Origin of the sequence: Bacillus massilinigeriensis, assembly GCF_900111815.1 — a bacterium.
Classification (GTDB): domain Bacteria; phylum Bacillota; class Bacilli; order Bacillales; family Cytobacillaceae; genus Mesobacillus_C; species Mesobacillus_C mediterraneensis.
This window is the reverse complement of sequence record NZ_LT630004.1, coordinates 1,913,708-1,932,242: the sequence shown is the minus strand read 5'-3', so window position 1 is coordinate 1,932,242 and position 18,535 is coordinate 1,913,708. Positions and strand designations below refer to the sequence as shown.

At 42.3% G+C, this 18,535-nt stretch carries 21 protein-coding genes and 2 riboswitches; of the genes, 16 read left to right on the top strand and 5 right to left on the bottom strand.

Features of this window, described 5'->3' with window-relative positions:
• The first annotated feature begins 187 nt into the window (after nt 1-187).
• Together BQ5796_RS10130 and BQ5796_RS10125 are read left to right on the top strand one after the other, a co-directional pair.
• Nucleotides 188-2,074, top strand: coding sequence for an LTA synthase family protein (locus BQ5796_RS10130; protein ID WP_071460122.1), 1,887 nt, complete (start codon nt 188-190; stop codon nt 2,072-2,074).
• A gap of 50 nt (nt 2,075-2,124) precedes the next feature.
• A complete protein-coding gene (locus tag BQ5796_RS10125) occupies nt 2,125-3,345 on the top strand; it encodes a YqgU-like beta propeller domain-containing protein (protein WP_071460121.1) in 1,221 nt (406 codons plus the stop codon).
• 66 nt (nt 3,346-3,411) lie between these two features.
• Here BQ5796_RS10125 and BQ5796_RS10120 read toward each other — a convergent pair whose 3' ends face one another.
• Nucleotides 3,412-3,585, bottom strand: coding sequence for a DUF2759 domain-containing protein (locus BQ5796_RS10120; RefSeq protein ID WP_071460120.1), 174 nt, complete (start codon nt 3,583-3,585; stop codon nt 3,412-3,414).
• Nucleotides 3,586-3,791: 206 nt separating this feature from the next.
• Here BQ5796_RS10120 and BQ5796_RS10115 point away from each other — a divergent pair, with 206 nt between their 5' ends.
• Complete coding sequence (locus tag BQ5796_RS10115; protein ID WP_071461255.1) at nt 3,792-4,427, top strand: MBL fold metallo-hydrolase; 636 nt, start codon at nt 3,792-3,794, stop codon at nt 4,425-4,427.
• 17 nt (nt 4,428-4,444) lie between these two features.
• Nucleotides 4,445-5,554, top strand: a complete 1,110-nt coding sequence (locus BQ5796_RS10110) for a class I SAM-dependent methyltransferase (protein WP_071460119.1) — start codon at nt 4,445-4,447, stop codon at nt 5,552-5,554.
• Nucleotides 5,555-5,584: 30 nt separating this feature from the next.
• Here BQ5796_RS10110 and BQ5796_RS10105 read toward each other — a convergent pair whose 3' ends face one another.
• On the bottom strand, nt 5,585-5,830 hold the full coding sequence (locus BQ5796_RS10105) for a DUF2626 domain-containing protein (RefSeq protein ID WP_071460118.1): 246 nt from the start codon (nt 5,828-5,830) through the stop codon (nt 5,585-5,587).
• A gap of 72 nt (nt 5,831-5,902) precedes the next feature.
• Nucleotides 5,903-6,604 carry a helix-turn-helix transcriptional regulator gene (locus BQ5796_RS10100; protein WP_071460117.1) on the bottom strand — a complete coding sequence of 234 codons (702 nt, stop codon included), beginning with the start codon at nt 6,602-6,604 and terminating at the stop codon, nt 5,903-5,905.
• A 272-nt stretch (nt 6,605-6,876) separates the two neighbouring features.
• Here BQ5796_RS10100 and comGA point away from each other — a divergent pair, with 272 nt between their 5' ends.
• From comGA to BQ5796_RS10055, 9 genes are read left to right on the top strand one after another with little or no spacing between them, the layout of a single operon-like run.
• Complete coding sequence (gene comGA, locus BQ5796_RS10095) at nt 6,877-7,965, top strand: competence type IV pilus ATPase ComGA (protein WP_346190291.1); 1,089 nt, start codon at nt 6,877-6,879, stop codon at nt 7,963-7,965.
• Nucleotides 7,949-8,983 (top strand): competence type IV pilus assembly protein ComGB, encoded by a 1,035-nt coding sequence (gene comGB, locus BQ5796_RS10090; protein WP_071460116.1) that lies wholly within the window; start codon nt 7,949-7,951, stop codon nt 8,981-8,983. The genes comGA and comGB overlap by 17 nt, the downstream gene beginning before the upstream one ends.
• Before the next feature lie 54 nt (nt 8,984-9,037).
• A complete protein-coding gene (comGC, locus tag BQ5796_RS10085) occupies nt 9,038-9,322 on the top strand; it encodes a competence type IV pilus major pilin ComGC (protein ID WP_200792912.1) in 285 nt (94 codons plus the stop codon).
• Nucleotides 9,319-9,762 carry a competence type IV pilus minor pilin ComGD gene (comGD, locus tag BQ5796_RS10080; RefSeq protein ID WP_083413092.1) on the top strand — a complete coding sequence of 148 codons (444 nt, stop codon included), beginning with the start codon at nt 9,319-9,321 and terminating at the stop codon, nt 9,760-9,762. Before comGC ends, comGD begins: the two co-directional genes overlap by 4 nt.
• Nucleotides 9,749-10,078 (top strand): hypothetical protein, encoded by a 330-nt coding sequence (locus BQ5796_RS10075; protein ID WP_141769932.1) that lies wholly within the window; start codon nt 9,749-9,751, stop codon nt 10,076-10,078. The genes comGD and BQ5796_RS10075 overlap by 14 nt, the downstream gene beginning before the upstream one ends.
• Nucleotides 10,029-10,502 (top strand): competence type IV pilus minor pilin ComGF, encoded by a 474-nt coding sequence (gene comGF / locus BQ5796_RS10070; RefSeq protein WP_083413091.1) that lies wholly within the window; start codon nt 10,029-10,031, stop codon nt 10,500-10,502. Before BQ5796_RS10075 ends, comGF begins: the two co-directional genes overlap by 50 nt.
• A complete protein-coding gene (comGG, locus tag BQ5796_RS10065) occupies nt 10,499-10,876 on the top strand; it encodes a competence type IV pilus minor pilin ComGG (RefSeq protein WP_071460113.1) in 378 nt (125 codons plus the stop codon). Before comGF ends, comGG begins: the two co-directional genes overlap by 4 nt.
• A gap of 13 nt (nt 10,877-10,889) precedes the next feature.
• Nucleotides 10,890-11,414, top strand: coding sequence for a shikimate kinase (locus BQ5796_RS10060; RefSeq protein ID WP_071460112.1), 525 nt, complete (start codon nt 10,890-10,892; stop codon nt 11,412-11,414).
• Nucleotides 11,404-11,607 (top strand): YqzE family protein, encoded by a 204-nt coding sequence (locus BQ5796_RS10055; protein WP_083413090.1) that lies wholly within the window; start codon nt 11,404-11,406, stop codon nt 11,605-11,607. Before BQ5796_RS10060 ends, BQ5796_RS10055 begins: the two co-directional genes overlap by 11 nt.
• Nucleotides 11,608-11,635: 28 nt before the next feature.
• On the opposite strand, the gene BQ5796_RS10050 is transcribed toward BQ5796_RS10055, so the two are convergent.
• Both BQ5796_RS10050 and BQ5796_RS10045 read right to left on the bottom strand, forming a co-directional pair.
• Nucleotides 11,636-12,430, bottom strand: coding sequence for a YqhG family protein (locus BQ5796_RS10050; protein WP_071460110.1), 795 nt, complete (start codon nt 12,428-12,430; stop codon nt 11,636-11,638).
• Nucleotides 12,431-12,444: 14 nt separating this feature from the next.
• On the bottom strand, nt 12,445-14,097 hold the full coding sequence (locus BQ5796_RS10045; RefSeq protein ID WP_071460109.1) for a DEAD/DEAH box helicase: 1,653 nt from the start codon (nt 14,095-14,097) through the stop codon (nt 12,445-12,447).
• 153 nt (nt 14,098-14,250) lie between these two features.
• A riboswitch (glycine riboswitch) is annotated at nt 14,251-14,338 on the top strand.
• A 3-nt stretch (nt 14,339-14,341) separates the two neighbouring features.
• A riboswitch (glycine riboswitch) is annotated at nt 14,342-14,422 on the top strand.
• Nucleotides 14,423-14,509: 87 nt separating this feature from the next.
• Here BQ5796_RS10045 and gcvT point away from each other — a divergent pair.
• The 3 genes from gcvT to gcvPB are packed head-to-tail and all read left to right on the top strand — an operon-like array spanning nt 14,510 to nt 18,431.
• On the top strand, nt 14,510-15,610 hold the full coding sequence (gcvT, locus tag BQ5796_RS10040) for a glycine cleavage system aminomethyltransferase GcvT (protein ID WP_071460108.1): 1,101 nt from the start codon (nt 14,510-14,512) through the stop codon (nt 15,608-15,610).
• A gap of 21 nt (nt 15,611-15,631) precedes the next feature.
• A complete protein-coding gene (gene gcvPA / locus BQ5796_RS10035) occupies nt 15,632-16,978 on the top strand; it encodes an aminomethyl-transferring glycine dehydrogenase subunit GcvPA (RefSeq protein ID WP_071460107.1) in 1,347 nt (448 codons plus the stop codon).
• Nucleotides 16,971-18,431: an aminomethyl-transferring glycine dehydrogenase subunit GcvPB gene (gcvPB, locus tag BQ5796_RS10030; RefSeq protein WP_071460106.1), complete on the top strand. Its 1,461-nt coding sequence runs from the start codon at nt 16,971-16,973 to the stop codon at nt 18,429-18,431. Before gcvPA ends, gcvPB begins: the two co-directional genes overlap by 8 nt.
• Nucleotides 18,432-18,535: the final 104 nt, after the last annotated feature.

Genomic DNA, 18,535 nt, shown 5'->3' with positions numbered 1-18,535 from the left:
TTTTGTTTTAAGAACGTCTATAATCTTAGGGGCGTTTATACTGGAAAGGAAACCAGATATTTCTTAAGAATTTTTGTAAATAATTGCTTTATTGTAAAAAAAGTATTAAGATTGTTTTTGATTCTCAGGAAGGTAATTTGCTTAAAATTTCCGTTTCTGTTATTTATAACAGGGAGGTACGTTTGAAATGAAGTCGTGGAAATTGTCCAAAGTGTCTTTTGTTACTATCGCAGTCATCTTGCTTTGGATCAAGACGTATATTGTCTATAAAACTAGTTTTGAAATTAAAATCGAAAATGTCAGGCAAGAAATGATACTTTTCATCAACCCTTTAAGCTTTTTACTCATCGTATTCGGCTTTAGCCTATTTATGAAGGAAAAGCATCAAAAGCGGTACATACTGTGGATGAGTTTCGGTGTGTCTGCTATCTTGTTTGCGAACGTTGTATTTTACCGGTTTTTCAATGACTTCCTAACAATACCTGTATTGTTCCAAACAAGCAATATGAGCGATCTGGGAAGCAGTGTGAATGAGCTTATCAATTTTACGGACCTCTTTTACTTCGCTGATTTCATCATCCTCATGCTTTTGCTGAAACTGAGCCCTTCATTTATGAAGTACCCTGTCTATTCAAGGGTTGGGCGCCGTGCGTATTTCTTGTTTGCAGCTGCTGTTGCTTTCTTTAATTTGGGCATGGCAGAAGCAGAGCGCCCGCAGCTATTGACAAGAACATTTGACAGGGAAATGCTTGTAAAAAATATTGGAACGTACAGTTATCATCTCTATGATGCATTCTTGCAATCCAAGTCATCCGCCCAGCGAGCACTGGCCGATGGGAGTGAACTTGCTGAAATTGATAACTATGTTCGCGCAAACCACAAAAAGCCTAATGGAGAAATGTTCGGGATAGCGAAGAACAAGAATATCATTCTCATTTCAATGGAGTCGACACAAAATTTTGTCATCAACAATACAGTGAACGGCCAGGAGATAACGCCATTCCTCAATGATTTTATAGAAGAAAGTTATTACTTTGATAACTTTTACCACCAGACAGGGCAGGGAAAAACCTCTGATTCCGAGTTCATTGTCGAAAACTCACTGTATCCGCTCAGCAGGGGAGCTGTCTTTTTTACTCATTCAGGAAACAAATATAACGCCACACCGAAAATATTAAGTGAAAAAGGGTACTTTACCGCATCCCTTCATGCCAATAACAAAAGTTTTTGGAATAGAGACATCATGTATAAATCACTTGGCTATAAGCGGTTTTATTCTTTGCCAGATTATCAAGTAGATGAAAGCAACTCTGTTGGTTGGGGAATGAAGGATGTAGACTTTTTTGAACAGTCTGTACAGCATTTGAAAGAGATGCCGATGCCGTTCTATGCAAAGTTTATCACTTTGACGAATCATTTTCCTTTTGAACTGGAGGAAGAAGACAAACTTATCGATCCGTATACTTCGGATGATAAAACGGTAAACAATTATTTTACTACTGTCCGGTATACGGATGAAGCATTGAAAATGTTTATCGAGAAACTGAAAGAAGAAGGTCTTTACAAAGATTCCGTTATTATTCTGTATGGAGACCATTACGGAATATCCGAGAATCATAATAAAGCAATGTCTGAATACTTAGGAACAGAAGTGAACCCATTCGTTTCTGCACAGTTGCAGCGGGTGCCACTTATCATCCATATCCCGGGTCAAAAAGGCGGTAAGCTTTCTACTGTTTCAGGGCAAATCGACTTGAAGCCAACCATCTTGCATCTTCTTGGAATAGAAACTGCCAGCGACTTGGAATTTGGCACAGACATTTTTGCAAAGGACCGTCCTGATTTTGCAATACTTAGGGATGGCAGTTTCATTACGAAGGACTATGTCTATACAAGGGAAACATGTTATGATAAAGCGACAGGAGAACCTGCTGCAGATTCAGAAGCATGCAAGCCGCTTATAGAGAAAGCAAAGAATGAGCTAGACTACTCCGATAAAATTATTTATGGAGACTTGCTGAGATTCTACGGACACCCTAACGGATCTCATGAAGAGATTACCGGTAAAAAATAATTAAAGCTTGCGCGTTAGGCGCAAGCTTTTTCCAATGCTAGGGAGAAGTTTTGATAAAATCTTTCCTTTTTGAAACATTTAATCGAGAAGGACGTAATGATATTGATGTGGAGAAAGGCGGTGCAAAAGCGGCGATGTTAAACAGATTTGCCCAAGGTAAAAAATTACTTTTATTTGCTGCAGTGCTTGCTTTTGCAGCAAGTTTTTCGGGATGTGAAAAAGCGGTACCTCAAGAAACAGAAGGTAAGCCGAAAACTGGTCAAGAAAAGAAAATGGAATATGAACCTGTTTTGCCAATCAAGGATTTTGAAGGGGAGTTCAACAAAGCTGTGGGCTGGCTCAATGCTGAGACGATTCTTTTCTATACCGGTATGGGAGAAAGTGATAATGTGTACAGCTATAATTTACGGACTGGCAGAATGGAACTGTTAACTGCCAGTGAAGAGCCCATCGCTGGCATCACTATTAGCCCGTCCAGGAGTCGTATTCTTATCCACTCCGCTCCTTCCACATATGAGAGTATTGTGACAGTAATAGACCTTGATGGAGATATTCAATATAAAGGGAAGATAGGATCTACTGAACTTGCCTATGAGTGGAACCAGTATGACGAAAATAACATTATGTTTACCGCTTTTGACGAATCGTGGAATTATAAAAGCTATTTGCTCGATGTTGAGAAAAAGGACTTGCAACCGGTAAGCATGCCGCAGCCATTTTCCTGGTGGATAAACAAAGAAGAACTTGTTTTCCTTGATTGGGACAAAGACAGTCCATCTTTGTCAGCCCCCGTTGTGAAGTTGGTGCCCTCTTCTAAAGAAAAGGAAGAGCTGCTTCCTGCTGTCTACTATGCGGACGCGGCGAAAAATTTTTTCTTGGCTGTAACACCCTACCTAAATGAGCCTGGAATTGCTGAATATCAATTATATGATAATAAGCAGAAAAGAATTGCTAATATTAAGGTTCCTCAGCTTTCTAATTTTTCCGGGTGGGTTGTCCCTTACTATGATTATAATGAGGAGAAGGAATTATTCCGTTATCTATCTCCAAAGGAAAGCGGAGAAGCCGATTATTATGATAAAGGTTTTCATCTAATGGAATATAACATGAAGACAAAGGAACAGAGAAAGATGTTGGAGCTAGAATCAAACGAGCCGCTGTCCTGTTCGCTTTCCGGTTCCTTTTGCCTTACAGGGTATAACCTTGAGAAGTTGCTAAATATAAAGAAAAAGGATACCGAACCGTTGATTGAGGTAAAATCGAATCCATAAAAAATGCTGCTTCCAAGAGGAAACAGCATTTTGTCCGGGCTTTATAATGCCCTTTAACCTTGTCAATCAATGTGCAGTAGGAAATCCGCTATACACAATAGTCATGACGGTGAACCATCCGAAGATAGCCAATGACCCTCCGCCAAAAACGATTCCAAGAACATTTTTGTTTTTAAGTGCGGAGAATGTTCCAACTGCTGATAGAATGGTGACAATGGCAAAAATAATGACCAATCCCATGATATAGCCCCCTTTGTCCGATGTTAAGCAGGCTAAAAAAGCCTGTTATGTAGACATAAAAGTACATTCCATACTATTTTAGCGTTGTTTGCTGGATTTGTCGAGAAGTAATCATTTAAGGAATGGGAAAACGTTCCTTAAAACCTTGGCTGTAATAGTGTAGAATAATATTATGAGTACTACTTTTGAGGAGTTGAGTAGAAATGATGAAATGGAGCCAGCTTCCGTTAGGGCCTCTTCAGACGAATTGTTATATCATTTTTGCCCCAAATAAGGAATGTCTTGTGATTGACCCTGGAGAAGAGGCAGGAAAAATTTTCACCTTCCTAGAGGATAAGGAATTAACGCCAATTGCCATCCTGTTGACCCACGCGCATTTTGACCATATTGGTGCGGTAGATGAATTGCGGGAAAAATACGGCATTCCTGTATACTTGCACGAGAAAGAAGCGAAATGGCTTTTTGATCCATCATTGAATGGCTCGCAGTTTTTTATGATGGGGAGTCTTGTAAGAATCAAGCCTGCTGACTACATCATTGCTGAAGAAAAAGAAATGGAAATTGGCCAGTTTAAATTTATGATCAAGGAAACACCAGGGCATTCGCCAGGAAGTGTATCCTTTTATTTTCCAGATAGTGATTTTGTCGTATCTGGTGACACACTGTTTTCCAAGAGCATAGGGAGGTCGGACCTGCCAGGTGGTAATCACCAAATGCTGTTGCAGAGCATCCATGAAAAACTTCTTGTGCTTGATGAAATAACGGCAGTCCTCCCGGGACATGGACCGACAACTACTATCTTGGAAGAAGTCGACCGGAATCCTTATTTGAACGGATTTTGATTATGACAGGGGACACAATGGAAGCATTCATTAGAAAAATGATTAAAAAGCGCCATGGCGGCTTGATAAATTATGCAGAGTATATGGAGCAAGCACTTTATCACCCTGAATATGGTTATTATATGGCGGAGAAAGCGAAAATCGGCCGTGATGGAGACTATATCACCACAAGCAATTTCTCTGATATATACGGAAACATAATGGCGAAATGGTATGCAGGTTTATGTAGCGAACTAGGCATTCCTGCGGCAGTATGCGAACTAGGCGGGGGCAACGGCAGATTTGCTAAAGCTTTTCTTGACGGATGGAAAAAGTATTCAGAAAATACGCTAACGTATATTTTGGTAGAAGCAAGTCCCTATCATCAAAATCTTCAAAGAAGCCTTCTTGATGCCTATCATCACGTTTCTTTTTTTGACTCAATGAGCGATATCCAAAAATTTAGCGGACTGTTTTTTTCGAACGAGCTATTTGATGCTCTCCCTGTACGAGTGGTAAAAAATGAGGGTGGATCTCTCATGGAAGTGATGGTAGGAGTGAATGGTGAAAAGCGGATTCTTGAGGAAGTACTTGTCCCACTCTGTGATGATGAAGTGAAATCCTTCCTAATGAAGGAAGGTTATGAGCTAGCGGAAGGTCAAAGGATGGAAATACCTTTAGCTATGCTAAGAATGACGGAGTCTATTTCACATGCACTAGCTGCGAGCATCATCGTAACAGCGGACTATGGCTACCGGAAAGCTGATTGGATGGAGCCTGAGAGAATGGATGGAAGCTTAAGAGGGTATGAGAACCATTCGATGGTGAGGAATGTTCTGCGGCATCCTGGCGATATGGATATCACAAGTCATGTTCATTTTGATGCGCTTATCTCCAAAGGGGAAGAATGCGGGATGCACTTCCTTGAAATTCTCCCGCAGGATAGGTTCTTTTTGGAAATCGGCATTTTGGATGAACTGGCGGAGTGTTATGACCCCAACCCTTTCTCGGAAACTAGCCGCCGCAATAGAGCGATACGAAGTCTTGTCATGCCTGGTGGTATCAGTCCTTATTTTCATGTAATCGTGCAGGAGAAGGGACTTGGACTATCCAATGGTCTTCCGGGCAGCAAAAAAGCGATGGAGTAAACCATCGCTTTTTTGCTGTGAAGTTAATAATCAATGCCCTCCGGCACCCGGCACCATCATGAAGGTTGTCCAGTAAGTAAAACCTGCAAAGAAAATCGTTAAGTATGCGCCAAAGACATAAATATACATACGCTCGGATAACTTCAAGTAGCTAAGCAACAAGAAGAATCCTGTCTGGCCGAAGAATATCAGGGAAGTCGTATACATATCCCCTAAGAAAAACATAATCGCGAAAATTCCTGTCCAGAAGCCTAAAACCCTGTACATCCGGTCCAAAGCCATCCCTCCTTTTACCCTTATGAGACCATCACTTAAATATTATAAGATACAAAGGAGGGAATTGTAAACCTATTGTGCAATGATTGCCTGGTAACTGCATGAATCGCAGCCTTTAACCAGATTTTGTTTTTCAACTAATTCAATTTCTCCAAAGAGGGATTCGAACATCCCGCGAAGAAACTCGGCATGCATGCCGCAAACAGTTTCGGTGTGGTCAATGGCAACTTCCTTAAAGGGACAGTTGAAAATTTGGAAGTAAATTTTTGTTTTGTCCTCATTCATTTCAAACTCTGGATAAAATCCTGCGATTGTGGCAGCACTCTTAATGATATTTAATTTTTGCTCAAAGGTGAGAATTTCTGAAACATGTGGGTGCAGGGCAATTTCTTGGTCGATCAGCTCTGAGCCGAAACGCTTTCCTGTCAGGTACAATGCTTTTTTGCCTGCTTCACCTAACGACATCATCGACGTCATTGTAATTTTTGATAAAAGCTGATAATCCCTAAATGGGAAGTTGAGCTGGATGACGTCTTCTGATAGACGATAAAGTCTGCTTGGACGGCCGCCTTTTCCAGTTTTTTTTGTTTCGGAGACGAGCATGTTAACATCTTCAAGTTTAGAAAGATGCAGCCTTGCAACGTTTGGGTGAATGTCAAAGTGCTCTGCTATTTCTTGTACCGTTACGTCTTTATGGCGTTTGGTTATATATTGATAAATATAATAGCGTGTGGGATCGGATAAAACACTTGTAATTTTTAATGTCTGTTCCACTTATTTCACCTCTGGAAACTATAATTTCCTTTATTATAATACAGCTCCTAGTACGTGAATACGGGTTTCTACTGTAAACACTATATGTTTAGAAAATGTTCACAACTAATTGGCGAATTAATGAACTTATCATTGAAAGAAATCGCAAACTGAAAATGTAAACATCATTTATGCAACATTTGTAGTTGTCACTAATTTGTCAAAGGTTAGACCGAAAGTTAGCAGGTTATTCTACCGTGCAGTCGAACCTTTTAAGTTGAAAAAGAAAGGCGGTGATTCGTATTGAGAGTACAATTCGTAACCTTGCAGATTCCCTCCTTATGATTGGACTGCAAAAGGGTGCATCAGACCTCCACATCATTCCCCAACAAAATGCTGGCCTTGTCAGATTCAGGGTCGGCAACAACCTGACTACTGGTCCTTCATTGAAAAAACATGCCTTTGAGAGGCTCCTCGCACACTTCAAATTTACTGCTTCCATGGATATTGGAGACAGAAGACGACCGCAAAGCGGTGCATATTCCTTCCTTCACAATGGCAAAAAAATCGGACTGAGGATTTCCACTCTTCCTGCAAATGGGAGTGAGAGCATGGTAATTCGTCTCCTCTATAGTCAGGAAAAGATCCCAGTCTATAAGCTATCACTGTTTCCCGGAACCTCATGCAAGCTTGCCTCCCTTTTGAAATGTGCGAACGGTTTGATTATTCTCACTGGTCCAACCGGAAGCGGAAAATCGACAACCCTCTATTCTCTTCTCTCGGAAACTTCCCTTATAGCAGGAAAAAATATCATTTCTATAGAAGATCCTGTTGAGAAAGAGAGCGATACAGTCCTTCAAGTTGGAGTGAATGAAAAGGCTGGTATTACTTACGCATCAGGTTTAAAAGCGATTCTTCGCCATGACCCGGATATTATCTTAATTGGGGAAATCCGTGATGCTGAAACAGCCCATATCGCAGTCAGAGCAGCTTTAACCGGCCACCTTGTTCTGACGACCATGCATACTCGGAATGCGAAAGGAGCGATTTACAGGCTTCTGGAGTTCGGCATTACGCATCAGGAGATCGAACAGACGATGATAGCTTCCACAGCACAGCGGCTAGTTGAATTATCCTGTCCTTATTGTGGGGATGTATGTTCTCCCCAATGCTATGGGATGGGTAGACCGAAAAGGGGAAGTGTCTTTGAATTTTTAGCAGGGGATCAATTGAAACAAGCTATTCTTGAGTCAAAGGGTCTTGAAGTTCCGAACACATCGAACTTTATGTCATTGGGCCATCACATTGCAAAGGGAATCGCCCTTGGGTTCATTAAAAAACAAGAGTATCAAAGGTGGGTTCTGGATGAAATGGAGGAATGAATGGAAAGCAGCAGAACAGGCATACTTCCTGAAACGCATTGGTGAACTTCTAACGAGGGGCTACTCCCTAGCTGAAGCAATACACTCCATTGCTTCCTATATAGAAAAAGCGAGGAAGGAACAGTTAGCTAAAGTGATTGCTGATTTGAATGAAGGATACTCATTCCATCAGGCGCTCAGTGAACTTGGTTTTAAGCGAGTACTTGTTAGTTATGTTTATTTTGCAGAACAGCATGGAGATCTTGCAGAAGCGTTAAAAGATGGAAGTCAGATGGTCATGAAGCGGCTGGAAGATTTTCGCCGGCTACAAAGGCTTGCAGCGTACCCCCTTTTTCTTGCTGCGCTGACTTTTGTCCTCTTTTTCTTTGTCGACAAAACGCTGCTCCCAAAGTTTACTTCGCTTTACGATAGCATGGATGTTGAACAGGCGAAATTCACGAGAATCATATATTTCCTTGGAGACCTTCTCCCTGTCATATTCTACGGATTAGTCGTCTGTCTAATCGCATTCGTGCTCTATTTTCGGTTGTACTTCGTGAAACTCCCCTCGATACAGCAAAGAAAAAAGCTTGTTCGCATCCCTGTAGCAGGCAAGATATTGAAGCTTTTATATACCCAATCCTTTTCCACTCAGCTAAGTTACTTATTTTCCGGTGGATTGTCCGTATATGAAGTAATGGAAATTTTCCGGAAGGATAAAACGGAGTCTTTTTCTGCAGAAGTCGGCATAGCGATTGAGCAGATGCTCACGGATGGAAAGGAATTTAGCACCTCTCTTTCAGAGTTTCCTTTTTTGGAAGAAGAGTTATGCAGGGTTGTCAAGCTTGGACAGGAAAATGGGAGGCTTGGCCAAGAACTGTTTTTTTACAGCAGACATTGCCTCGCTATAATCGAAGAGCGTACCGAAAAAGGAATGAGGGTCATTCAGCCTGTCCTTTATAGCTTTATCGGGCTGTTAATTATTTCGCTGTATCTTGCGATCTTATTGCCAATGTTCAAACTTATAGAAGGAATTTAAAATTGTAGGAGAGTGATTGAATTGAAAAATGAGGAAGGTTTTACCCTTATTGAAATGATGATTGTCCTGCTTGTCATCTCGGTTTTACTTATTATTACAGTGCCGAATATTACAAAGCACAACTCCAACATCAATAAAAAAGGATGCCAGGCCTATATCAAAATGGTAGAGGCTCAAGTTCAAGCTTTTGAGATAGATAAAAAAAGACTTCCTGTTTCGGTGGAGGAGCTTAAGACAGAAGGCTATTTACGAGATGGCTCAGCAGGTTGTCCTGGCGGCGGCAAGATTACTATTTCGTCGACAGGAGAAGTGAGTGAAGTAAGTGAAGTTTCGCCGTGAAGCATGAAAGCCAAGGTGGATTTACACTAATCGAGATGCTGCTCGTCCTATCCATCGCAATGATTATTTTTTCAGCTGGATTCCTCATTATGAAACCTTCGTTTTATCTAATGGAAAAAACCCTCTTTATGTCTGACTTCAGAAGCGATTTACTTCTTGCTCAACAGGCCGCTATATCTCACCAGCAAATCGTATCGGTCAATATTATGCCTTCTTCCCACACTTACTATATTCGCAGGACAGGAGAGAGCGGATCTTTCTATCACCGGGAATATTCCAGTAATGTAACAATATCGCCTGTTACAATGCCAAGCTACTTTCAATATATGCCGGATGGCAATGTCAATCGCTTCGGTTCGATGTATGTATTTATTGGAAATAAAGCTTTGCGGATGACATTCACAATAGGGAGCGGACGAGTATATGTTGTGGAAAAATGAGGGGTTTTTCCTTGCAGAGCTCTTGTTAGCCTTATTAACATGGCTCATTGCTGCCTCATTTCTTCTTCCTCTAGCCATGTTTATATTGGGGGAAAACGAACGAATTGCCGAGGAGCATGAAGCAGTACGGCTTGTTTACGAGGAGATGCTCTGGATGAAATCAAAGGGAACAGAAAGGGACAATTATCGTGTTTCATTAAATGGAGTCGAATATAAACTCAGCGTAAAACCCGGACCAGGAATATCAAAGGAGGTATGTGCACAGTATGTCGGCCAAGGAAAAAACAAAAGGGAAATTTGCAGGCCTGTCGAATGAACATGGTTTCACGCTCGCGGAAACACTTCTCGCGCTGACATGTTTCTTGATTATTGTTTCTCTGCTGCCTTCTGCAATCGGTATCGTCCTACAGGAGGGCGTTGCGGACAGGAAAATCCAAACACTAGAATGGGAGGTGTTCAATAGCCAGTTAAAAAGAGAATTCAGGACAGGCTTCCTGATCATCGCGCAAAAGGAGAAGCTACTCATCCAGAAAGGAAGCGATACAATTCTATATGAGAAGTATGGGAGTAACATCAGGAGGCGGGTTAACAATGAGGGTCATGAAATCATGCTGCAGAATGTTCGTGAAGTTAGATTTACAAGTGATGGTCATAGCGTCGTGGTTGCCCTAAGAGATATTTGGCAAAAGGAATACGGATCGAGGCTAATGCCATTTCTTTCAGCAGGTGCGGGGGTATGAAAAAAGAAGATGGCTTCATTTATCCTATCACCTTTTGTTTGCTACTTTTTTTCTGTATGTTCCTTCTTTTACATGTTGGTCTTTTCCGCCAAGAGAAGATGATGATTATCGAATCAGAGAAGATATACTTACAAGAATATTATTTTTTGTCCATGCTGAAGACGGTGGAAGAGCTGGCTGCAGAGGGAAGCCTTAAAGGGAAAGGGGAAATGGCCTTTCGTGAGGGAAAGGCTGAATATAAGGTAGAACCGATTTCTTCTACTGTTGATTCCCTTTCTTTTACCCTTAGAATGAATACAGGGGAGGTACTGTATGCTATTGCTCATTATGACAAATCGAAAAAAGTAATGATAAAATGGTATGAAAAGAATTGACAGGAGAATGATCATGAAGGCAATCTACATGACGGGATTCATGGGGGCAGGGAAGACGACGGTGGCACGCTTGCTCGCAAAGCGCCTCGGCGTCCGTTATTTTGACACAGACGAAGAAGTAGTAAAGAGTTCTGGCAAAAGCATCAATACGATATTTATGGAGGATGGCGAAGCTGTTTTCAGGGAAATGGAAACGTCTGCTTTAATGTTGCTTCCAAAAGATCATGCCATCATTGCAACTGGCGGTGGAATAGTCCTGTCGGAAAAGAACCGGTTATGCATGAAAGAACGTGGTATCATCGTATATCTCCACACAGAGCTTGAGGAAATAAAGAAAAGATTAAAAGAAGATGATACACGACCCCTACTTAAAGGGAATGAGGAAAATAAAATTGCGGGTTTATATATGGAAAGGCTGTCACTCTATCTAAATACAGCGAATTTTATGGTGGATACAACTGAATGCAAACCGGATGAAATTGCAAGCGTGATACAGAGCCGTTTACAGAACTGTTTGCCAGGGCATAATGGTTGTTGAGGTGACGGGATTGAAAACAAATGAATATATTAAATACTTGACAGAAACTGCTGTTAAATATTTGGACCAACCAAAGGACAGGAGGAAGGAAAGCAAGAAGAAGCACAAAGATGCAAAGCTTCCTTTCCTTTATCGGTGGTTTGGACCTGCACCTATTTTGATCATAGAGAGGTTCAGGAAAAAAGGTAGATAACCGGGCTGGGATTTAGCCCGGCTTATTTTTATTTCACTGCATTCTCAGTGAGGTAGAACAGCCCTCCATTAATGACGGAAATAAGAACTTTTGGTTCATACTGCTCCTTCAGCGCCTCTTTTTCGTTTTCTATGCCTGTTTCAGTTCCTTCCCTTCCTTCATAAAAATGAAGCAGCAAATCGAGGTCTTTCTGCCAGCGCTTTCGCGCAGCCTCTGCCCACGAGTGATCCTCTTTTTCAATAGACTCGGTAAGTTGCTTTTGAATTCTCATCATCCCGCTTTTAGGAAGGATTAATGGTGACAGCGTAAAAGAATAATCGGGGATTTTGGGTGTAAGAGATAAAGACAGCATCTTTTCGTGAAAACCCTGCACCATTCTTCCGTTAATTAACTGCAACCCGATGGATTGATAAACGTCTCTCTTTCTGTCGCATTTATAGCTGATTTTAAAGTTTATACAAAGCCAGGGAAATAGAGGAGTTTGCCTATCAGGCAATGCTCCGTTTTGCTGATAAAGCCGAATATAGCCTGCCAGTTTTTTTGTTGATGAAAATAATTGATGGAGACGGGGAGAACCATAATGAATGAATTCCCCCTTTTCCTCAGGGAAAGCATCTCTATCTGTTATGAGAGTCAGTTTCATCGGTTGCGCCACTCCGCCTGTTTTTTCAAGATAGTGCCAATAAAAAGGGCGGTTCATCAACTCTCGATCAATTTCTTCCGTAAGCTGTACAGTAATTTTTCCGGAAAGATTTTCTTCAAGTTCGCAGCTGTTTGCAGAAAAATACCGCAAAAGGAAATCCTGGATTTCGTGTTGCTGCATACCATTTTTCCTCCTTATTGATCCGCGGTAATTCTGGACAATGCGGACAAGTTCTCTAGCTTTATTTTCATTTCTCCTTCTGAAAGCGATTGTCCGAAAATATCGGCTAAATGTTCCTCGATACTCCCGAGTCTCAGTCTTGTCAGGATATCATCCAAGTCACCGATGACTTTTTCGAACAGTTCAATTTTTTCATAGAGAAGCTTTAGTACATGTTCTTCGACTGTGTCTTTTATAGCGAAATTATAAATCATGACGTCCTTTTTTTGTCCAAGACGATGGATTCGGCCAATCCTCTGCTCAAGCCGCATTGGATTCCATGGGAGATCGAAGTTAATGATATTACTGCAGAACTGAAGGTTAATACCCTCACCTCCAGCTTCCGTCGCGATGAGCACTTGAGCTTTCTTTTCAAATAGTTCTCTCATCCAGTCTTTTTTTCCTCGCTTAAAGCCCCCCCTGAAAGGCACAGATGTGATTCCATGCTGCCTAAGAAACCACTGCAGATAAAGCTGTGTAGCTCTATACTCCGTGAAAATGATCACCTTATCCCCAATTCGCTCTATTAGCTCTAATGCTTTTTCGGCTTTGGAATTCACTTTGATCTCTTCAATTATCTTGATCAGCTTATGGATCTGTTCCTCGTATAATTGGGAGTTTTGATCCTTGCGACCGAGCATATTCTTTAAGGTGAAATAGACCGCCTCTCTACTGCTGCAGGCTTCACGCTGCAATGTAATAAGCGAAAATTGATTGGATTCAAGCCTTCCTGTTCCACTTCTAAGAGTGGAGATAGCTTCATATAACGATTTTTCTTCTTTCGAGAATTCGATTGGAATGGTTTTGACAATCCGTTTTGTCCACTCTATCCCCGTATCTCCCCTGCGGTTCCGAATCATGACCTTATTGACAAGCTCCCGCAAATGTTCATCATCATGCACGGATCGCGATGCTTTTTTGTACCTGTCAAAGAAAGCTTCTTCGTTTCCTAGGTGGCCAGGTTTCAAGAGAGATACAAGGTTAAATATTTCTTCAATTTTATTTTGTATTGGTGTTGCGGTTAGTAAAAGGCAGAATTTCTTTTTTAAGCTTTGAACGAATTCATAGTTTTTTGTTTTGCTGTTTTTTAGCTTGTGAGCTTCATCGATGATAATCATGTCGTAATCCTGCTTATGAATGAGGTCACGATGCGGGTTTCGTTTTGCTGTGTCAATCGAAGACACGACTATATCGCATTGGTCCCATACATAGCTTTTTCTCTGGGCAACTGCTGGTATATAAAACTTGCTGTTCAGTTCAGATGTCCACTGAGAAACAAGTGAAGCAGGGACAAGAATCAGTGCTTTCTTCACAAGTCCGCGTATCATGTATTCTTTAAGAATGAGACCAGCCTCAATCGTTTTCCCAAGTCCTACCTCATCAGCTAAGATAGCTTTGCCATTCATGTTTTCGACCACTCGCCTAGCAACCTCAAGCTGGTGCGGAAGAGGGGTAAGCTGCGGAAGCCTGACAGGCGCCTGCAAGCCTTCGAATTCTGGAATAATCGACAGTTTTTCCGCTTCTACTGCGAGCTTATATAGTTCCCAATTCGACCAAGGTCCATCTTTCGAAATTCTTTCGAATAGGCCTTCATCCCAGGAAAAGTCAAAAGCAATGCTAGCTTTCATTTTGCACACCCTTTCAGTCTAAAATATATTGCCCAATAACATTGTTTAATGATAGGATGTAGATAGCTTAGAATGTTTAGAAATTTGTCACATTGCGTCGAATTTCTTAAAGTAATCTCGCTTAGCATGCCCGAAATGAAAATAATAATGCGGATGAGCGCAAGGGGAGAGACTACATTTGTAGCGCCGAAGGAGCAAGCAGGTATGTGAATCTCTCAGGCAAAAGTACTCTTGCAGGACGCGACTCTGGAGAGAGCTCCTTTTAAGGGAGCCACCAAAGGGGAAAGCCTTTTAAAAGGTAAAACTTTCAGGTGCCAGGACAGAGACCCATTTAATAAGTTAAAGGGGGTCTTCTGTCCTTTTTTTGTACCATGGGTCAGTCGCAAGCAAAAAGTAAAAGGGGGATACATAAATGAGTGATTTGAAGCGAACACCGCTGTTGGATTTATACAGCGAGTATGGGGGAAAGACGATTGACTTCGGAGGATGGGAACTCCCTGTCCAATTTTCCGGAATCAAAGAGGAACATCATGCTGTCAGAAATAAGGCAGGCTTATTTGATGTTTCGCATATGGGAGAATTCGAAGTGAAAGGTGCAGGAAGTCTCGCTTATTTGCAAAAATTAATGACGAACGATGTTTCCCGTCTGAAGGTGGGAGGTGCTCAATACACAGCAATGTGCTACGAAAACGGTGGCACTGTGGATGATCTTCTAATCTATAAGCTTGCCGAGGATGATTATTTGCTTGTTGTAAATGCTTCCAATATCGAAAAGGACTTCCAGTGGATGGAATCCAAGCTTACTGATGATGTCGAGCTTAAGAACGTTTCAGATGAAACAGCACAGCTTGCGCTTCAAGGACCGGAAGCAGAAAAAGTTTTACAGAGGCTGACCCATGAGAACCTGGCAGAAATCGGGTTCTTTAAGTTCAAGGAAGAAGTGGATATCGTCGGTAAAAAAGCGCTTGTATCAAGGACAGGCTATACTGGTGAAGACGGTTTTGAAATTTATTGCCGTCCGGAAGATGCGGCTTTTCTATGGAAAAAGATTCTTGAAGCTGGAAAAGATGCAGGTGTACAGCCATGTGGGCTAGGAGCCAGGGACACCTTGCGTTTCGAAGCAAACCTTGCACTATACGGCCAGGAGCTTTCAGAAAGCATTAGTCCGCTTGAGGCAGGTATCGGGTTTGCAGTTAAGCTAGGAAAAGATGATTTCATTGGAAAAGAAGCGCTTAACAGCCAAAAAGAAAATGGGGTTCCGCGAAAGCTTGTCGGGATTGAAATGATTGATCGGGGAATACCGCGTCACGGATATCCTGTATATAAAGAAGGTAAGGTTATCGGTGAGGTGACAACAGGCACGCAATCGCCAACATTGAAAAGGAACATTGGACTTGTCCTGCTAGACTCAGAGTTTGCGGCAATCGGAACCGAAGTAGAAGTGGAAATCCGAGGTAAACAGTTAAAGGCAGTGACAGTAAAGACTCCATTTTATAAACGGGAAAAGCAATAAACCGAGAAAGAGGGAAAAATGATGAAGCATCGCTACCTTCCGCTTACCGAAAGTGATAAAAACTCCATGCTTGAAGCTATTGGAGTATCGTCAATCGATGAACTATTCAGTGATATTCCGGAGAAAGTCAGGTTCAAAGGGGAATACAATATCAAGCCTGCAAGCCCCGAACCATCCCTTGCCAAGGAACTTGCAAGGATGGCAGGAAAGAATGCAGATTTGAGAACTCATGCATCCTTTCTTGGTGCAGGTGTATATGATCATTATATGCCTGTAATCGTAGACCATGTGATTTCTCGTTCTGAGTTCTATACTGCATACACTCCATACCAGCCAGAGATTTCTCAGGGAGAACTGCAGGCGATTTTTGAATTCCAGACAATGATTTGTGAACTGACAGGCATGGAAGTGGCCAATTCTTCTATGTATGACGGAGGAACAGCTCTGGCTGAAGCAGCTATGCTGAGTGCTGGACATACAAGAAAGAAGAAAATTCTCATTTCAGCTGCTGTACATCCTGAAGCAAAAGCTGTTGTCAGGACATATGCAAAAGGGCAATATATCGAGGTGGAAGAAATACCGCATCACGATGGAGTGACGGATATCGAAGTGCTCAAAGAGAAAATGAGCGGGGATATTGCTGGTGTGATCGTACAATATCCGAATTTCTTCGGCCGACTGGAACCAATGGCAGAGCTTGAGGAAATCATCCACAGTGAAAAATCGTTGTTCATTGTTTCGAGTAACCCTCTTTCCCTTGGTGCATTAACGCCTCCTGGAAAGTTTGGTGCTGATATCGTTGTTGGGGATGCACAGCCTTTCGGTATTCCGGCAGCATTCGGGGGACCTCATTGCGGATACTTTTCTGTTACTTCCAAGCTGATGAGAAAAGTGCCAGGCCGCCTTGTTGGACAAACAAAGGATGACCAGGGACGCAGAGGTTTTGTACTTACTCTTCAGGCAAGGGAACAGCATATCCGCCGCGACAAGGCGACGTCCAATATTTGTTCCAATCAAGCGTTAAACGCGCTTGCGGCCTCTGTGGCAATGACAGCATTAGGGAAGAAAGGGGTACGCGAGATGGCTCTCGCTAACATCCAAAAGGCATGCTATGCAAAAAAGGTCTTCCAAGAGCACGGATTTCAATTAGCGTTTGACGGTCCAAGCTTTAATGAGTTTGTAGTCAAGTTGAATCGTCCTGTTAAAGCAATTAACGAAGAGCTTTTAGATAAAGGAATCATCGGCGGTTATGACCTTGGAAGGGATTACCCTGAATTGGAGCAGCATATGTTGGTTGCGGTAACAGAGATGAGGACTAAAGAAGAAATTGATGTTTTCGTGAAGGAAATGGGGGATTGTCATGCATAAGGAAGACCAGCCGCTGATTTTTGAAATCACTAGTCCAGGAAGAATAGGATACAGCTTACCTGAAATGGATATTCCTGAGATGGAGTTAAATGACCTTGTTCCGGAACAATTCATCAGAGTGGAAGAACCGAATCTTCCGGAAGTATCTGAACTTGATATCATGCGCCATTATACTGCTTTGTCTACACGGAATCATGGTGTCGATTCCGGGTTCTACCCGCTTGGTTCCTGTACGATGAAATATAATCCGAAAATTAATGAGACGGTCGCTCGCTATAATGGATTTGCACATATCCATCCGCTCCAGGATGAGAGCTCAGTTCAGGGAGCCCTTGAATTGATGTATGACCTGCAGCAGCACTTGAAAGAAATTACGGGAATGGACGAAGTTACCCTTCAGCCAGCAGCAGGGGCACACGGCGAATGGACAGGCTTGATGATGATCAGGGCTTATCACGAAGCGAATGGTGATAGTGAAAGGACGAAAGTAATCGTTCCAGATTCCGCTCATGGTACTAACCCGGCCTCGGCTACAGTTGCAGGGTTTGAAACAATTACTGTTAAATCCAATGAGAATGGTCTTGTGGATCTGGAAGATTTGAAGAAGGTTGTCGGCAAAGATACTGCGGCATTGATGCTGACGAACCCAAACACACTTGGGCTGTTTGAAGAGAATATTTTAGAAATGGCCGAGATTGTTCATGGAGCAGGCGGTAAGCTGTACTACGACGGAGCAAACTTGAATGCCGTATTGTCGAAGGCGCGCCCAGGGGACATGGGATTCGACGTAGTTCACTTGAATCTCCACAAGACTTTCACAGGCCCGCATGGCGGTGGTGGTCCTGGTTCTGGTCCTGTCGGAGTTAAAGCAGACCTAATCCCATTCCTGCCGAAGCCATTGGTGGATAAGAGAGACGGTCGCTTTGTCCTTGACTATGACAGGCCTCAATCCATTGGTCGTGTCAAACCTTATTATGGTAACTTCGGCATTAATGTTCGTGCGTACACTTATATCCGAAGCATGGGACCGGATGGACTTAATGCGGTGACAGAGTACGCTGTGCTTAATGCGAACTATATGATGCGCAGGCTCGCAGAACATTACGATCTACCGTTTGACAGGCATTGCAAACATGAATTTGTATTGAGCGGAAAACGCCAGAAGAAACTCGGGGTCAGAACCCTTGATATTGCCAAAAGGCTTCTTGACTTTGGGTATCATCCTCCTACCATCTACTTCCCGCTTAATGTGGAGGAATGTATCATGATTGAGCCAACAGAGACGGAATCCAAGGAAACCTTAGACAGCTTTATCGATGCTATGATCCAAATAGCAAAGGAAGCGGAGGAAAACCCCGAAATCGTCCAGGAAGCTCCGCATACAACGGTTGTAGGCCGAATGGATGAGGCAACTGCAGCAAGGAAACCGATTTTAAGATATCAGAAAGCCTAAAAAAAGAATGAGGTCGTCTCAAAAGGTGAATTTATTTTCCCTTTTGAGCGACCCCTTTTTTTGCATATTAATATATCGTTTGCAGTCAGAAGCACAAAAAAGCT

Excerpts from the sequence above, each read along its gene's own strand:
- BQ5796_RS10130 (WP_071460122.1), top strand. The coding sequence starts at position 188 with ATGAAGTCGTGGAAATTGTCCAAAGTGTCTTTTGTTACTATCGCAGTC.
- BQ5796_RS10120 (WP_071460120.1), bottom strand. The coding sequence starts at position 3,585 with ATGGGATTGGTCATTATTTTTGCCATTGTCACCATTCTATCAGCAGTT.
- BQ5796_RS10115 (WP_071461255.1), top strand. The coding sequence starts at position 3,792 with ATGAAATGGAGCCAGCTTCCGTTAGGGCCTCTTCAGACGAATTGTTAT.
- BQ5796_RS10110 (WP_071460119.1), top strand. The coding sequence starts at position 4,445 with ATGGAAGCATTCATTAGAAAAATGATTAAAAAGCGCCATGGCGGCTTG.
- comGB (WP_071460116.1), top strand. The coding sequence starts at position 7,949 with ATGAAATGGAGGAATGAATGGAAAGCAGCAGAACAGGCATACTTCCTG.
- comGC (WP_200792912.1), top strand. The coding sequence starts at position 9,038 with ATGATGATTGTCCTGCTTGTCATCTCGGTTTTACTTATTATTACAGTG.
- comGF (WP_083413091.1), top strand. The coding sequence starts at position 10,029 with ATGTCGGCCAAGGAAAAAACAAAAGGGAAATTTGCAGGCCTGTCGAAT.
- comGG (WP_071460113.1), top strand. The coding sequence starts at position 10,499 with ATGAAAAAAGAAGATGGCTTCATTTATCCTATCACCTTTTGTTTGCTA.
- BQ5796_RS10060 (WP_071460112.1), top strand. The coding sequence starts at position 10,890 with ATGAAGGCAATCTACATGACGGGATTCATGGGGGCAGGGAAGACGACG.
- BQ5796_RS10055 (WP_083413090.1), top strand. The coding sequence starts at position 11,404 with ATGGTTGTTGAGGTGACGGGATTGAAAACAAATGAATATATTAAATAC.
- BQ5796_RS10050 (WP_071460110.1), bottom strand. The coding sequence starts at position 12,430 with ATGCAGCAACACGAAATCCAGGATTTCCTTTTGCGGTATTTTTCTGCA.
- BQ5796_RS10045 (WP_071460109.1), bottom strand. The coding sequence starts at position 14,097 with ATGAAAGCTAGCATTGCTTTTGACTTTTCCTGGGATGAAGGCCTATTC.
- gcvT (WP_071460108.1), top strand. The coding sequence starts at position 14,510 with ATGAGTGATTTGAAGCGAACACCGCTGTTGGATTTATACAGCGAGTAT.
- gcvPA (WP_071460107.1), top strand. The coding sequence starts at position 15,632 with ATGAAGCATCGCTACCTTCCGCTTACCGAAAGTGATAAAAACTCCATG.
- gcvPB (WP_071460106.1), top strand. The coding sequence starts at position 16,971 with ATGCATAAGGAAGACCAGCCGCTGATTTTTGAAATCACTAGTCCAGGA.